Below are 14,293 nucleotides of genomic sequence, written 5' to 3'. Positions count from 1 at the left end.
CCTTGCGCGGCATGCGCATGCTTCGAGGAGTCCTCGCTTGGATCGCCCTTCTGGCGGTGGTGATGGTGGCCGGATGTGGCTCATCCGACGACGCGCCGCCGAGTTGGTCACTGGACGGATCGACCGGACGGGTCACGGTGACCACGGCGAAGAACGACAACTCCGCCCCGCAGGTATCGGTGACCACTCCGTTCGCGGTGGCCCAGACGCAGGTGCACACGTTGAGCGGCGGCGACGGCCAGACCGTCGAGCAGGGCGCCAACGTCACCGTCAACTATGTCGGCGTCAACGGACGCACCGGACTGCAGTTCGACAGCAGCTACACCCGTGGTCAGCCCGCGCAATTCTCACTGGCGCAGGTGGTTCCGGGATTCAGCAAGGCGATCGCGGGCCAGCGCGTCGGCTCCACGGTCGCGGTGGCGATCGCCCCAGCCGACGGCTACCCCGACGGCAATCCCGCGGCCGGCATCAACGCCGGGGACACGTTGGTCTTCGCGATCGTCATCGTTTCTGCCGACGGCTGAGCCGTCCGGCGCCGACGTAGTCGGCGAGGTGGCGGCCGGTGAGTGTGGTTGACTCCGAGACCAATTGGGCCGGGGTGCCGGTGAACACCACCTGACCGCCATCGTGTCCGGCCCCCGGTCCCAGGTCGATGATCCAGTCGGCGTGGGCCATCACGGCCTGGTGGTGTTCGATGACGATCACCGATTTCCCGGCGTCGACCAGGCGATCGAGTAGCCCGAGCAGCTGCTCGACATCTGCCAGATGCAGGCCTGAGGTGGGTTCGTCGAGAATGTAGACATCACCCTTCTCCGCCATCTGTGCGGCCAGTTTGAGGCGCTGACGTTCCCCGCCGGACAGTGTCGTCAGCGGTTGTCCGATCCGCAGATAGCCCAGCCCCACCTCGGACAGTCGCTGCAAGACCTTATGTGCAGCAGGAATTTTCGCATCTCCGTCGGAGAAGAACCGCTCGGCCTGGGCCACCGACATTCCCAGCACCTCGTCGATGTCGGCGCCGCCGAAGGTGTAGGTGAGTACCTCGGCCTGAAATCGCTTGCCCTCGCAGACCTCGCAGATTGTCGAGACCCCGCCCATCATTGCCAGATCGGAATAGATGACGCCGGCACCTTTGCAGTTGGGGCATGCACCCTCCGAATTGGCGCTGAACAGCGCCGGTGTGACGCCGTTGGCCTTCGCGAACGCCTTGCGGATGGGCTCGAGCAGGCCCGTGTAGGTGGCGGGGTTGCTGCGCCGCGAACCCTTGATCGCACCCTGATCGATGCTGACGACCCCGTCGCGTCCGGCCACGGATCCGCCGATGAGCGAACTCTTCCCCGATCCGGCGACGCCGGTCAGTACCACGAGCACACCGAGCGGGATGTCGACGTCGACATCACGGAGGTTGTGGGTGTCCGCGCCGCGGATCTCGAGGATGCCGGTCGCCTCACGCACGGTCGCTTTGAGTGTGGCGCGGTCGTCGAGGTGGCGGCCGGTGAGGGTGTCGGCGCCGCGTAGTCCCTCGACGCTGCCCTCGAAGACGACCTGGCCACCCTCGGTGCCCGCGCCCGGACCGATGTCGACGACGCGGTCGGCGATCGCGATGGCCTCCGGTTTGTGTTCGACGACGAGCACCGTGTTGCCCTTGTCGCGTAGTTGTCGCAGGAGATCGTTCATCCGCTCGATGTCGTGCGGATGCAGCCCGATCGTGGGTTCGTCGAAGATATAGGTGACGTCGGTCAGCGAGGAGCCCAGATGACGGATCAGCTTGGTGCGCTGAGCCTCTCCGCCCGAGAGGGTGCCTGCCGGTCGATCCAGGGAGAGATAGCCCAGACCGATGGCGACGAAGGAATCCAGCAGTTCCGACAGTGAGGCCAGCAGCGGACTCACCGATGCGGTCGACGATCCCTGCAGGCCCCGCACCCAGTCGGCGAGGTCGGTGATCTGCAGGGCGCAGACGTCGGCGATGCTGCGACCGTCGATCTTCGATGATCGTGCGAGTTCGGACAGCCGCGTGCCGTCGCAGTCGGAGCACACGGTGAAGGTGATCGCGCGGTCGACGAAGGCTCGGATGTGCGGCTGCATCGCCTCCCGGTCCTTGGCCAGCATGGATTTCTGGATCTTGGGAATCAGGCCCTCGAACGTGACGTTGATGCCCTCGACCTTGATTCGCTGGGGTTCGGAGTAGAGCAGGATGTCCAGTTGTCGATTGGTGAATGTGGCGATGGGCTTGTCGGGGTCGAAGAATCCGCACTCGCGATAGATGCGCCCGTACCAGCCGTCCATCGAGTAGCCGGGAATCGTCAGCGCGCCCTCGTTGAGGGATTTCGTCTCGTCGTAGAGGGCCGTCAGGTCGAAGTCGGAGACCTCTCCCCGCCCCTCGCATCGTGGGCACATCCCGCCGGTGACGCTGAATTCCCTGCGTTCCTTCACTTTTCGTCCGCCGCGTTCGATCTCGACCGCCCCGGCTCCCGACATCGAGGCCACATTGAACGAGAACGCCTGCGGCGAACCGATAGTGGGCTCACCGAGGCGACTGAACAGGATGCGCAACATGGCGTTGGCGTCGGTGGCGGTGCCGACCGTGGACCGCGGGTTGGCGCCCATGCGTTCCTGGTCGACGATGATCGCCGTGGTCAGGCCCTCGAGCACATCGACGTCGGGCCGGGCCAGGCTCGGCATGAAGCCCTGGACGAACGCACTGTAGGTTTCGTTGATCATCCGCTGCGATTCCGCGGCGATCGTCGCGAACACCAGCGAGCTCTTCCCCGACCCCGATACCCCGGTGAACACCGTCAGGCGCCGCTTGGGGATCTCGACGTCGACGTTGCGCAGGTTGTTCGTCCGGGCGCCATGCACCCGGATGATGTCGTGGGTGTCGGCGGGATGGGGCGTCGATCTCGTCGGCGTCCGGCTCATCGGCTCTCCGTTGCGGTCGGGCTTCCCGGGTGGGGTGGCAAGGTCTTGGGCGTCACGTGGGCCCGGATGTCAGGGCGTCTGGTTGATGCGCAGCAGGTTGCCCGTCGGGTCGCGAAATGCGCAGTCGCGCACACCGTACGGTTGGTCCATCGGTTCCTGGATGACCTCGGCCCCGGCCGCCTGGAGCTTGTCGAACACACCTTGGAGGTCGTCGGTGGCCAACGTCAGTGCTGCGCCGTAGGTTCCCTTGGCGATGAGATCGAGGATCGTCTCCCGCTCCTGTTCGGTGATGCCGGGATCGACAGCGGGCGGGTGGAGAACGACGGCGGTCTGCGGCTGATTTGGGGGCCCCACGGTGAGCCAGCGCATGCCGGAGTAGCCGACATCGTTGCGCACCTCGAATCCGAGGGTGTCGCGGTAGAACCCGAGCGCCGCGTCGGGATCGGTCTGCGGGAGAAAGGTGTAGGCAATGGTGATGTCCATGCCGACAACGCTAGCGGCGCCCGGCCGGTGAGACTTCTCGATTCCTGACCGGTCTGGTGATCTGTGTGGCCAGACACGTCGGAATGCCCAGGGTCTCGTCTGCGGCGCGACGGCGATAATCGGTGGGCGACATACCGACGAGCTCGGTGAAGCGGGTGCTGAAGGTCCCCAGAGACGAACAGCCCACGGCGAAACAGATGTCGGTGACCGACAGATCGCCTCGCCGCAGCAAGGTCATCGCGCGTTCGATACGCCGCGTCATCAGGTAGGAGTACGGCGATTCACCGTATGCGCGCCTGAATCCGCGACTCAGATGTCCCGCCGACATCGCGATGCCGCTCGCGAGCGCCTCCACATCGAGAGGGTGGGCGTAGTCGCGGTCGATCCGGTCGCGCACCTGTCGCAGGCGGCGCAGGTCTGCCCGGCGCCGGTCGCGGTCTGGTTTCGCGGTCACATGGACGATCCTCGCATAGGTGACAGCACGTATTCGTTCAGCACGTATTCGTTCAGTGCGCGCCCCGGGATCGGAGGTAGACATCGGCGTCGAAGCGCAGGACCGCCACCCCGGTCTGATTCACCAGTTCGGTCGTGTAGGTCACCAGGCCACGGCCGCGCGCGTCGAGGTCGACCGATTCGACCCGCATGGATCCGGACAATGTGTCCCCGGGCCGTACCGGCGCCAAGAACTCCATCTCCCGGAGCCGGCGTCCGGCGATCACGCTCCACGACCGCAGAACCGAGCTGACGGCGAGTCGCTGCGCGATCGCCAGACTGTGGATTCCGCTGGCGATCAGGCCACCGAATGCCCCCGAATCGGCAGCTGCGCGATCGACGTGGAACGACTGCGGATCCCATTGCGACGCGAAGTCGACGAGCTCGGACTCGGAGACCGTATGAACGCCGAGATCATGGCGCTGACCAGGCTGGAGATCATCGGCGTACACGGTGGGATCGGTCATTGCTGGGTGTGCTCCTCGGGTGTTCGGCGGTGTGATGTCGAGCCGGCTCGGCGTTTGGGGAATTTGTTTCCGACGATATGTAACGCCCTCGCCACCCCCGACGATCTCACCTATGACTCCGATCGAGAGTGCCAGACCCCCGACCCGGCATTCTCGATCGGAGTCTCTTGTTGTGGTGGGCTCTGGCTGTAGTGGTGGGTCTCCCGGCGTGCACATGGCTGAGACGTATCGGTAGGTTCGTTCCATCAGGGGTGTTGCGTTGCGGCGTGACCCGACCATCGGCCAGGGGGTATCCACTGATGACGACCACCAGGATTCCGGTCACCATCGACCGCGCCTGGCACGTAGGCGCAGACGGGGTGAGTTACCCACCCGCACCGTGGTATCTCGGTGGCGATGCTCTCATGTCGGCGTTCGTTGTCCCGCGCGCCGACCTGCCAGCCGAGGCGTTCGACGCCATACCCTCCGGCGCTCGCCTGCTCACGGTGGCCGGCAAGACTCTCGTCGTCGCCGCCGTCCTGCAGTACACCGAGGGCGGGGTTTTGCCCTACGAAGAACTGCTCACGACCTACCCGGTGGTGTCGGCACGCCACGGTGTGCGCGTCAGCATCCCCGATATCTGGGTGACCAGCCCGAACTCACGCACGGGCGGACGCGAGCTGTGGGGAATCCCCAAGCACCTCGGTGAAATCACCTGCCAACGATCCGGCCGCCGGATCGCCACCGCGATGACCGTGGACGGCCACGATGTCGCCACACTCGATGCGCGGCTGGGACCGCCCCTGCTCCCCGGAACGCACCAGATCCCCCTACCGACCGCCCAGGTCCTCGACGGTCGTCGCTCGTGGTCGACCAACCGGATCGTGGCCCGACTCCGCACAGCGCGGGCGCAATGGTCCTTTGCACCCGACGGACCACTGGGGTATCTCGCGGGTCGTCGTCCCTGGATCACCCTCGCCACCACTGATGCCGCGATCATGTTCGGCACCAGGGTCAGTCACGGCTGACAGACCCAACCCACCACGGGAATCGCTGCAGGGCGTCTCCTCGTCGTTGTCCTCCGGGGACAAACGCACGGCCGGACTCTGGCTCTCGAGACCGTTACGTATCACATTGCCTTCTTCTAGTGTCGTACATCACAGACACGCGAAAGGGTATGCACCAGTGACCAGCTCCTCGTTCTTCGCCTGGGATCTCCGAGATCGCGGCAACGCGCCCTGCGTCGCCGATGACGTCGTCGACCTCACCTACAGCGCCTTCGCCGATCGGGTCGACGCGTGTGCACAGGCGCTGCAGCGACTTGGCGTCACAAGTGGTGACGTCGTGGCGACCGTTCTGCCGAACCGTGCCGAACTGCTCGTCGTCCTGATGGCCGCCTGGCGCCTGCGCGCGATGGCGACTCCGGTCAACCCCACCTTCACCGCTGACGAAATGCAGTATCAGCTTGTGGATTCCGGCGCGGCGGTCGTCGTATCCGACGTCGCGGATCTGCGGGCCGAGCGGCCCGTGCTCCACGTCGACGACCTATCTCCGGCCCCCACCACGGGGTGGCGGGCGCCATCGGAACCCGCCGACGCCGACGATGCCTTGCTGATCTACACCTCCGGATCGACGGGACGTCCCAAGGGGGTTCGGCTGACCCACGCGAACCTGAACTACATGGCCACGGCGATGGCGCGCCAACTCGAACTCGACGCCGACGATCACGCACTACTGATCCTGCCTCTGTTCCACGTCAATGCGATCTGCGTGAGCTTCCTGGCGCCGATCCTTGCCGGCGGACGACTCAGCATCACGGGACGGTTCTCGGTCTCGAGATTCTTCGATGACGTGGAACGTCTGCGACCCACCTACTTCTCCGCCGTGCCGACCATCTATGCCCTGCTGGTTTCTCATCCCGACGTCGAGCGCCGGACACAAGCGCTCGACTCCCTGCGTTTCGCGATCTGTGGCGCCGCACCCATTTCCGCGGAACTTCTCGATCGCGTCGAGAACACCCTGCGGATCCCGATTCTCGAAGGCTACGGACTCACCGAGGGCACATGCGCTTCAACGTGCAACCCGCGTCACGGGATTCGCAAGCGAGGCACCGTGGGGCCGGCGATCGAAGGCCAGCGCATCCATGTGGTCGGACCCGACGGTGCCGACCTTCCCACCGGTGACGTCGGTGAGGTGGTCATCACCGGACCCAATGTGATGCGCGGCTATCTCGGTCGTCCCGAGGCCACCGCAATGACAGTTGTCAATGGCCGGCTACACACCGGCGATGTCGGCCGACTCGATGCCGACGGCTACCTGACACTCGTCGACCGCATCAAGGACATGATCATCCGCGGCGGAGAAAACTTGTATCCCAAGGAAATCGAGAACGCACTCGCCACCCATCCGGGAGTTCTCGAGAGTGCTGTCGTCGGTGCACCGCATCCGGTGTACGGAGAAATCCCGATCGCTTTCGTCGTCCCGTACCCCGATCACCCCGTCGACGCCGACGCGCTCACCAGGCATCTCGCCTCGCTGTTGACCAAGTCCAAGATCCCCGAATCGATACACATCGTCGAGGCCCTGCCCCGAAACCCGGTGGGCAAGATCGACAAGCCCGCTCTCCGGCGGCAATTCGCAACGCCGACAGTGTTGTAGTCCGCGCTGTTGTAGTCCTGCGCGATCGCATGCTCCCCTCGCCGACCGGCCGCGCGAAGGTGTCGGAAGCGATCGATCGTGCCCGTACCCTCACCACCCAGCAATCACCCCACCCCGAAGGAGTACCCATGGGATTCACGACCCCGAATTTCCCGCCCGTGGAACCGGAGACTTTTCTCGACAGACCGTTTCTCGATCGACTGCGCGTTCTCGGCGCGCACTGGGCCGAATACGGCTTCGGCACTCCCAAGCTGGTCCACACGATCTACCTGCTCAAGATATGCGTGTTGTATATCGCTGCGGGACTGTGTATCGCAACGTTCAGTTCGGGATTCAACGTTGTCGACGTCGGTTCCTGGTGGAACGAACTAATCGTGTATCAAAAGATGGTCTTGTGGACCGTCCTGCTCGAAACCCTCGGGCTCGGCGGGTCGTGGGGTCCGCTGGCCGGCCATTTCAAGCCAATGACCGGCGGGTTTCTGTTCTGGTTGCGGCCGGAGACCATCCGCCTGCCACCGTGGCCGGGACGTGTGCCGTTCACCAAAGGTGATACCCGAACTATCGCCGATGTCGTGATCTACGCGGCGATCCTGATCAACATCGTCGTCGCACTGGCACTCCCGGGCGTTACGTCTTCGTCGATGAACGCAGTCGTCGCCAGTGATCACGGCGTAGTGAATCCGGTGGTGCTCTACCCGCTCATTGCGCTCTTCGTGGTCATCGGGTTCCGCGACAAGGTCATCTTCATCGCGGCACGGTCCGAGCAGTACCTGCCAGCTATGGTGTTCTTCGCCTTCCTGCCCTACGTGGACATGATTCTGGCGCTCAAGCTCCTGATCGTCACCGTTTGGGTCGGCGCCGGTATTTCCAAACTGGGACATCACTTCTCGATGGTCATCCCGCCGATGCTGTCCAACACTCCGTGGCTGCTGTTCCGGTCGATCAAACGGGCCCACTACCGTGACTTCCCGCACGACATGCGACCGTCGCGACTCGCCGCGGGGGTCGGGCACGTCTTGGGTACGATCGTCGAGATCGTGATTCCGTTGGTGCTGCTGTTCTCCACCAACAAGTGGCTCACGCTGGCGGGCGTGGTGCTGATGGTCTGCTTCCACCTGTTCATCTTTTCCACCTTCCCCCTCGCGGTCCCGCTGGAGTGGAACATTCTGTTTGCCTACACGTCGCTCTTCTTGTTCTGGGGGCACCCCGCGTGGGACGGCTTCGCGTTGACCGACACCACCATTCCGTGGGTGCTCGCCCTGATCGCCGCAGCGCTGTGCTTCTTCCCGGTGCTGGGCAATCTCCGCCCGGACCTCGTGTCGTTCCTGCCGTCGATGCGGCAGTATGCCGGGAACTGGGCATCGGCCACGTGGGCTTTCGCCCCGGGCGCCGAGGACAAACTCGACCGGTGCGTGGTCCGCTCGTCGAAGAACACCAAGACTCAGCTGCTCGCGTCGTATCCGCCGGAGGTCGCCGACGTGATCATGCACCAGATGTTGGCCTGGCGTTCCATGCACAGTCAGGGGCGTGCGCTGTTCTCGCTCATGATGCGTCACCTCGGAGATGACATCAACACCTACACTCTGCGAGAGGCCGAGTTCTCGTGTAATTCATTGGTGGCCTTCAATTTCGGTGACGGACACCTGCATGACGAGAAGATGATCGCGGCCCTGCAACGCCGTTGTGACTTCGCGCCCGGTGAGTTCACGATCGCCTGGATCGAATCGCAGCCCATTCACAAGGGCACCCAGCGCTACAAGGTGATCGACGCTGCACTCGGCGTCATCGAGACGGGCACCTACCGGGTTGCCGACGCGGTTGCCGAGCAGCCGTGGTTGCCCAATGGGCCGATCCCGATGCAGGTCGACTGGACGCTCGACATTGACGCCCGCCGTGCGCTCACCGATCCTGAGATCGTGATCGAACCCCAGATGCGCTCGACGACCTCGCGGCAGGTGCAACAGTGACGACTGCCGTCGTCATCGGCGGCGGGCCCAACGGGCTCGCCGCCGCCCTGCATCTCGCCCGCAATGGTGTCGAAGTCACCGTTCTCGAGGCCTCCGACGAGGTCGGCGGGGGTAGTCGGTCGGGCGAGCTGACCGAACCCGGCCTCATCCACGATCACTGTGCAGCCTTTCACCCACTGGCCATGGGCTCACCGTTCTGGCTCAGCGTCGACCTGGAATCCTACGGCTTGACCTGGTGCCACCCGGACATCGACTGCGCTCATCCGCTCGACGACGGGACCGCGGGACTCCTGTATCGCAGCATCGATCAGACCGCCGACGGACTCGGCCCTGACGGTCGGCGTTGGCGTCTGGCCTTCGGCGATCTCGCGCGTGGCTTCGACGAGCTGGGCGAGGATCTCCTTCGGCCGGTCGTGCATCTGCCGCGACATCCGTTGCGGCTGGCGGCCTTCGGGCCGCGTGCGGTATTGCCCGCGACCGTGATGGCCCGCTGGTTTCGGACCGATCGTGGTCGAGCCTTGTTCGCCGGTATTGCTGCGCATGCATTCACCCGGCTCGACCGGCCGCTCACCGCATCGCTGGGCATGATGATCGCGGCGAGCGGACATCGTCACGGTTGGCCGGTCGCCCGCGGGGGGTCCGGTGCGATCGCAGCCGCCGCGGCCGCCGCGATCGCTGACCACGGTGGCAAGATCGAGACCGGCACACTGGTTTCGGCGCGCTCTGATATCCCGCCGGCCGATCTGGTCTTGCTGGACATCTCACCCGCGCAAGCACTCTCGATCTATGGCGATGAGATGCCGGGCAGGGTGAGACGCGCGCTTGCGCGCTACCGTGTGGGGTCGTCGGCGTTCAAGGTCGACTACGCCATCGACGGAGATATCCCCTGGACCACTCCCGCCTGCGGACGCGCGGGCACCGTTCATCTCGGTGGTGATGCCTCCGAGGTGTGGCACACCGAGCGGCAGCGGGCCACGGGGATCATGGCGGATAGGCCGTTCGTCCTGCTTGGGCAGCAGTATCTCGCCGATCGATCGCGGAGCCGCGGCGGGATCAATCCGATCTACGCCTACGCCCACGTACCTCGCGGATACGACGGTGACGCCACCGACGTGGTGACCGCCCAAATCGAACGCTTCGCCCCCGGATTCCGTGATCGGATCGTCACGGTGCGTAGTACCGGTACCCGCCAATTACATTCCGACAACCCCAATTTCGCTCTCGGAGACATCATCGGCGGAGCCAATGACGGGCTGCAGATGCTGGCGCGCCCACGTCTGTCGACCAACCCGTATGCGCTCGGCGTTGATGGCGTCTATCTGTGCTCCCAGTCGACGCCACCTGGTGCTGGCGTGCATGGATTGTGCGGTTACCACGCGGCGTCAGCGGCCCTGGCATCACTGCGGGGGCGCCGGTGACCGAAGTCGACGGTGATCGAGGGGCGCGGGCGCGCGCCAGGCTGGCCCGCATGCCCGCGACCGCCGATGCCGAATTGCATGAGGTGGTCACGGAGATCGCTCGACGGCTTCATGCGCGAGAGGCGACCATCGTTGCCGACCTCAGTGTCAAGATGGCCCGCGAGATCGACCATCTCGATGCGGATCCGAAGCTCGTCGAGATGCTCGAGGCGAGTGTGCACGGCAACGTCTCGACGATTATTCACGTACTCGCCAACGACATCCCGGTCGATCACCTGCAGCCGACGACAGCGGCGGTCGAGTACGCACTGCGTCTCGCCCAACGAGACGTTCCGTCCAATTCTCTTGTGCGTGCCTATCACCTTGGTCAGAACGAGGTGATGTTGTTGTGTTATCAGATGATCGGCGAGCTGGGGCTGGACGCGGACCGGGCAATGGCGGTCACCCGACACATCTCCGCCGTCATGTTCGGGTATATCGACTGGATCACCCTCTATGTGTTCCAGGCGTACGAGGACGAACGCCGTCGCTGGGTCGGCGCCGACGCCACGCTGTCCTCGACCGCGATACGTCGAGTGCTCGACGGCACGGACATCGACGGCCGTACCTTCACCGAGCAGACTCGATACCGGTTGGACCGCCCGCATCTCGCTGCGATCATCTGGTCCGATGACGACGCTGTGGGTCTGCCGCGCCTGCACCGCGGCGCCGAGGAACTCGCGGTTCGCCTGCGTGCCGACGGCCGGCCGATCCTCACAGCCGTGGACCGGTCGACGCTGTGGGTCTGGATCCCGCTGCGCACGGTGTCGGGTGAGCGTGCGGTCGGTGAGTTCGACCTGCCTCCTGGACTCCGGGGTGCGTTCGGTCTGGTCGCCGCGGGCGTCAACGGATTCCGCCGTAGCCATGAGCAGGCTCGCGGGGCCTATACGGTGGCGAACATGCCCGGTAGCGGCACCGGATCGATCGTGGGATTCGCCGACCGCGGAGTCGCCATCGCGTCTATGCTCGCGCAGGATTTGCCGGCCACCACGGCCTGGGTGCGTGAAGTGCTCGGTGGTCTCGCCGACGACTCACCCACGGCGGCGACGCTGCGCGAGACTCTCTCGGTCTACTACGCAACCCGGGAGAGTCATCTGCATACCGCGACTCGCCTCAATCTGCATCGCAACACGGTCAAGTACCGGGTTGGCAAAGCGCTGGCCGAGGTACACGGGGATCGCGACCGGCTCGATCTCGCCCTTGCATTGACGGTCTGTCAACTGTTGGGCCCCACTATCTTCTCCGGTCCGGCCTGACCCGGCCGGCGCCGTCGGCCGGGCGCAGGGCCCACGCCGGAACCCAGTGGGTGACCGACTCCTGCCGGTCGCGTGCACTCAGGGTGTAAGTGACCTTGCCGTACCACTCTCCCCACTCCGACAGTCCCCACTCGGTGAGCACGCCGGTGGTGACTTTCCGGATCTGCAGGCCGTCGGGGTGGTAGGTGCCACTGTGGTGCGGGGTCTGCGGATACAGTGCGTTGAGATCGATCAGCACCACCCGGTGGCCGACGCGTACGAACGCGGGCCGGTGGGGTCGCCCGCTGTCGCCGCCTATCCGAGCCATGCCCACACATCCGATCATATGTTCGATTGGTGCCGTTTATCCAACCGCTAATGCGGGTATCGAGCCGCCGCGGCGACTCTTCGAGTGAACAAACGCACACTGAGAGAGATGGGCAGCACGTTCGCCGTTGCGTGCGGTCTGACGACGAGCGCCCCTCCACTTCTTCGACGACGCCGGGCCGCTGCGACAAGATCGGGTCGATCCAGGCTCGGGCTACCACCGGTACGCCACGGGCCAAGGTGACCGTGCGGTCCTGATACGACGCCCGCGAGAGATCGGCATGCCCATCGTGGGGTGCGGTAGATACTCGACTCGGCACAGCCCGATGCGAAGCACCCCGTCGTTGAGCTGGCAGCCGACGACGATGGCCTCACGATCACGCTTCCCGGCCGGCGCCGGCGTCACTGCCGATTGATCGACGACACCTTCCCGGTCCGTCGCGCACTGCTCGGGGCGCTGCCGACTTCGACACCACCGATATCAGTGACGAGATGTGCCTCGTGGCCAAGGTGACGGGTGTGCCACTGACCCTCTGGTTCGGGATGCCGACGCTCTATCCGGCGATCGGCAGCGCGATCTGTGCGGACATACTCGTCGAACTCCGCGATGGAGATCAGACCGCCACAATCCGCTCGGCCGATCGTGGCGAACTCACCGCACTGGTGATGCCGGTCGACAAGCCTGCGGCCGCCGGCCGGGTCTCGTCGTGACGTTCAGGAGCAACGCAGAGGCGGGCGCCGCACTCAGCCGACCCGGTCGAGCACCACCCGCACCGACACCGAACCCTTCTTGGCGCGTGTCGCGACAGCGTGTCCCGTCCGCTCGGCGCCGTCGAGCAATAGCGACAGCGGTCCACCGCTCCCGGTGAAGTTGCGCCACCACGTCTTCTTCTCCGGCAGCGCCACCCCGATCAGGACGGTGTCACGGGGTACCCCGTCCGCGGAGGTCGCAGTGCCGCGTCGATATGCGACCGGCAGCCGGAACACGGCGCCCGACCGACGGCCGGTGTAGGTCACCACGGTCATCGACCTGCCCAGCGCCGGACCCACGACCGGTAACCCGAACACCGGTATGACCGCCTTGTTGGTCAGCGCTGCTGCGGAGGTGAACAGGCTCATCGGACTCCTTCGTCGTGGACGGATGCGGTAGGGCGTGGGTGGTCAGTGCCGATGATGATCGACCGTGTCGCAAGCGCGTCGTCGTTGATGGTGGCCACCGTGGTACCCGGTGCACGGCCTTCTCGGACCTCGGAGATGCCGACTCCGGCGTCGGTCAGGCGACGATGGGTGGCCACCATGTCGGTGCTCCCCCACGCAACACCCCACAGGCGGATGGGCTCGTCGGCGGGCGCACTGTCAGAGACGACAACTTCAATGACGAGATCACCCAGGCGGAAGAACAAGTGCCGCAGACCGTGGACGACTCGGCGGTCGAGCCGGAAATCCAGTCCGAGCGTGGCACCGAACAACGCGACCGCAAGGTTGCGATCAGGGCTGGAGAACACCAGATGATCGATGCCGGCGATGTCAGCGGCGACCTCGGGTGACGACGCCGTCCGCGCTGGATCGGTCACCGGTTCGGCCGGCGTGACCCCGAAGGGCATGGTATCGACATGCCACTCCCCGGCCATCTCGGCTCCCGTCGGCTCCGACAGATCCAGCCCACGCCGACGGAGCAGACGTACATGGCCGTCGGCGTCGGGGACCCCGAAGAGTATCCGGTTCTGATCGCCGGATGTGTTGGTTCGCAGTCGGATTCGTGCTGTAGATACGTCCATGTCAACAGTCGGCTGCGGCAAGCCCAGCAGTCTCGCATATGCCGCGGCCGATGCATCGACGTCGGGTGTGCCGAGGTCGACAACGGCAACCGGATTGGGCGGTCCGGTCGGTGCCGTGTCGGTGAGTCCGGTCTCGATCCCGCTCGGGATGTCAGTGTCGGCCATCGGAGAAGCACTCCTCATCGTCGGTGTCGGCCGCGACGGTCCCGCGCGGGTGGTTGCACGCGCGGTGGGCTGCTGGTGATATGCCATGACCCGCAGTCACAGCGATAACACCGCAGTGTCGGCGCACGCCGACCGACCTGCCGAATCCGGCCGATCCCCTCATTGGCTGCCGCCTCTGAGCCGAATGCGTCCTTATCTGGCGTGGGACATGGCCGATACACCGGCGCCGACCGCCGTGGATGCCGCGGCGTCGCGTCGGTCCTGGACTCGATACCCCGATAGAACTGCTCGAGGTCGTCGTCGGAGAACGGTGTCATCTCAGCAGCACCGGCGATGCACAACAGTGCGTCGATGTCTTGTGTCGAACGC

The 14,293-nt window shown here is 65.2% G+C and carries 14 protein-coding genes; 7 read left to right on the top strand and 7 right to left on the bottom strand.

From position 1 onward, the window contains the following. The first annotated feature begins 11 nt into the window (after positions 1 to 11). Positions 12 to 524 (top strand): FKBP-type peptidyl-prolyl cis-trans isomerase, encoded by a 513-nt coding sequence (locus EF294_RS01740; protein WP_123925277.1) that lies wholly within the window; start codon positions 12 to 14, stop codon positions 522 to 524. Here the strand turns inward: EF294_RS01740 and EF294_RS01735 are convergent. From EF294_RS01735 to EF294_RS01720, 4 genes are all read right to left on the bottom strand, one after another. After that, complete coding sequence (locus tag EF294_RS01735) at positions 502 to 2,916, bottom strand: ATP-binding cassette domain-containing protein (RefSeq protein ID WP_123925276.1); 2,415 nt, start codon at positions 2,914 to 2,916, stop codon at positions 502 to 504. The two genes, EF294_RS01740 and EF294_RS01735, sit on opposite strands and share 23 nt — an antisense overlap. Before the next feature lie 69 nt (positions 2,917 to 2,985). Beyond that, complete coding sequence (locus EF294_RS01730; protein ID WP_094600549.1) at positions 2,986 to 3,399, bottom strand: VOC family protein; 414 nt, start codon at positions 3,397 to 3,399, stop codon at positions 2,986 to 2,988. Positions 3,400 to 3,409: 10 nt separating this feature from the next. Then, positions 3,410 to 3,853 carry a helix-turn-helix transcriptional regulator gene (locus EF294_RS01725; RefSeq protein WP_123925275.1) on the bottom strand — a complete coding sequence of 148 codons (444 nt, stop codon included), beginning with the start codon at positions 3,851 to 3,853 and terminating at the stop codon, positions 3,410 to 3,412. Positions 3,854 to 3,905: 52 nt separating this feature from the next. Beyond that, positions 3,906 to 4,358: a MaoC/PaaZ C-terminal domain-containing protein gene (locus EF294_RS01720; protein WP_185090899.1), complete on the bottom strand. Its 453-nt coding sequence runs from the start codon at positions 4,356 to 4,358 to the stop codon at positions 3,906 to 3,908. A gap of 299 nt (positions 4,359 to 4,657) precedes the next feature. Between EF294_RS01720 and EF294_RS01715 the strand changes: the two genes are divergently transcribed. The 5 genes from EF294_RS01715 to EF294_RS01695 all read left to right on the top strand — a co-directional run bounded on the left by EF294_RS01715 (position 4,658) and on the right by EF294_RS01695 (position 11,675). Continuing rightward, a complete protein-coding gene (locus EF294_RS01715) occupies positions 4,658 to 5,365 on the top strand; it encodes an acetoacetate decarboxylase family protein (protein WP_123925274.1) in 708 nt (235 codons plus the stop codon). A gap of 157 nt (positions 5,366 to 5,522) precedes the next feature. Further along, the gene (locus tag EF294_RS01710; protein ID WP_123925273.1) at positions 5,523 to 6,995 is read left to right on the top strand and encodes a class I adenylate-forming enzyme family protein; all 1,473 of its coding nucleotides are present in this window, start codon (positions 5,523 to 5,525) and stop codon (positions 6,993 to 6,995) included. A 128-nt stretch (positions 6,996 to 7,123) separates the two neighbouring features. Beyond that, positions 7,124 to 8,962: a DUF3556 domain-containing protein gene (locus EF294_RS01705; RefSeq protein WP_123925272.1), complete on the top strand. Its 1,839-nt coding sequence runs from the start codon at positions 7,124 to 7,126 to the stop codon at positions 8,960 to 8,962. After that, positions 8,959 to 10,380, top strand: a complete 1,422-nt coding sequence (locus tag EF294_RS01700; RefSeq protein ID WP_123925271.1) for a phytoene desaturase family protein — start codon at positions 8,959 to 8,961, stop codon at positions 10,378 to 10,380. The genes EF294_RS01705 and EF294_RS01700 overlap by 4 nt, the downstream gene beginning before the upstream one ends. Further along, positions 10,377 to 11,675, top strand: a complete 1,299-nt coding sequence (locus EF294_RS01695; RefSeq protein WP_123925270.1) for a PucR family transcriptional regulator — start codon at positions 10,377 to 10,379, stop codon at positions 11,673 to 11,675. The genes EF294_RS01700 and EF294_RS01695 overlap by 4 nt, the downstream gene beginning before the upstream one ends. Here EF294_RS01695 and EF294_RS01690 read toward each other — a convergent pair. Next, the gene (locus tag EF294_RS01690) at positions 11,653 to 11,982 is read right to left on the bottom strand and encodes a hypothetical protein (protein WP_123925269.1); all 330 of its coding nucleotides are present in this window, start codon (positions 11,980 to 11,982) and stop codon (positions 11,653 to 11,655) included. The two genes, EF294_RS01695 and EF294_RS01690, sit on opposite strands and share 23 nt — an antisense overlap. Positions 11,983 to 12,500: 518 nt before the next feature. Here EF294_RS01690 and EF294_RS21750 point away from each other — a divergent pair. Further along, positions 12,501 to 12,692, top strand: a complete 192-nt coding sequence (locus tag EF294_RS21750; RefSeq protein ID WP_246007607.1) for a hypothetical protein — start codon at positions 12,501 to 12,503, stop codon at positions 12,690 to 12,692. A 33-nt stretch (positions 12,693 to 12,725) separates the two neighbouring features. Here EF294_RS21750 and EF294_RS01680 read toward each other — a convergent pair whose 3' ends face one another. Together EF294_RS01680 and EF294_RS01675 are read right to left on the bottom strand one after the other, a co-directional pair. Then, positions 12,726 to 13,100: a hypothetical protein gene (locus EF294_RS01680; RefSeq protein WP_123925268.1), complete on the bottom strand. Its 375-nt coding sequence runs from the start codon at positions 13,098 to 13,100 to the stop codon at positions 12,726 to 12,728. Then, the gene (locus EF294_RS01675) at positions 13,097 to 13,924 is read right to left on the bottom strand and encodes a VOC family protein (protein WP_123925267.1); all 828 of its coding nucleotides are present in this window, start codon (positions 13,922 to 13,924) and stop codon (positions 13,097 to 13,099) included. Before EF294_RS01675 ends, EF294_RS01680 begins: the two co-directional genes overlap by 4 nt. Between the last annotated feature and the right edge of the window lie 369 nt (positions 13,925 to 14,293).

Source organism: Gordonia oryzae (assembly GCF_003797185.1).
Taxonomy (GTDB): domain Bacteria; phylum Actinomycetota; class Actinomycetes; order Mycobacteriales; family Mycobacteriaceae; genus Gordonia; species Gordonia oryzae.
Note: the sequence above shows the minus strand (reverse complement) of the source record. Positions and strands in the feature narration are given on the sequence as shown.

Excerpts from the sequence above, each read along its gene's own strand:
- EF294_RS01740 (WP_123925277.1), top strand. The coding sequence starts at position 12 with ATGCGCATGCTTCGAGGAGTCCTCGCTTGGATCGCCCTTCTGGCGGTG.
- EF294_RS01735 (WP_123925276.1), bottom strand. The coding sequence starts at position 2,916 with ATGAGCCGGACGCCGACGAGATCGACGCCCCATCCCGCCGACACCCAC.
- EF294_RS01730 (WP_094600549.1), bottom strand. The coding sequence starts at position 3,399 with ATGGACATCACCATTGCCTACACCTTTCTCCCGCAGACCGATCCCGAC.
- EF294_RS01720 (WP_185090899.1), bottom strand. The coding sequence starts at position 4,358 with ATGACCGATCCCACCGTGTACGCCGATGATCTCCAGCCTGGTCAGCGC.
- EF294_RS01715 (WP_123925274.1), top strand. The coding sequence starts at position 4,658 with ATGACGACCACCAGGATTCCGGTCACCATCGACCGCGCCTGGCACGTA.
- EF294_RS01705 (WP_123925272.1), top strand. The coding sequence starts at position 7,124 with ATGGGATTCACGACCCCGAATTTCCCGCCCGTGGAACCGGAGACTTTT.
- EF294_RS01690 (WP_123925269.1), bottom strand. The coding sequence starts at position 11,982 with ATGGCTCGGATAGGCGGCGACAGCGGGCGACCCCACCGGCCCGCGTTC.
- EF294_RS01680 (WP_123925268.1), bottom strand. The coding sequence starts at position 13,100 with ATGAGCCTGTTCACCTCCGCAGCAGCGCTGACCAACAAGGCGGTCATA.
- EF294_RS01675 (WP_123925267.1), bottom strand. The coding sequence starts at position 13,924 with ATGGCCGACACTGACATCCCGAGCGGGATCGAGACCGGACTCACCGAC.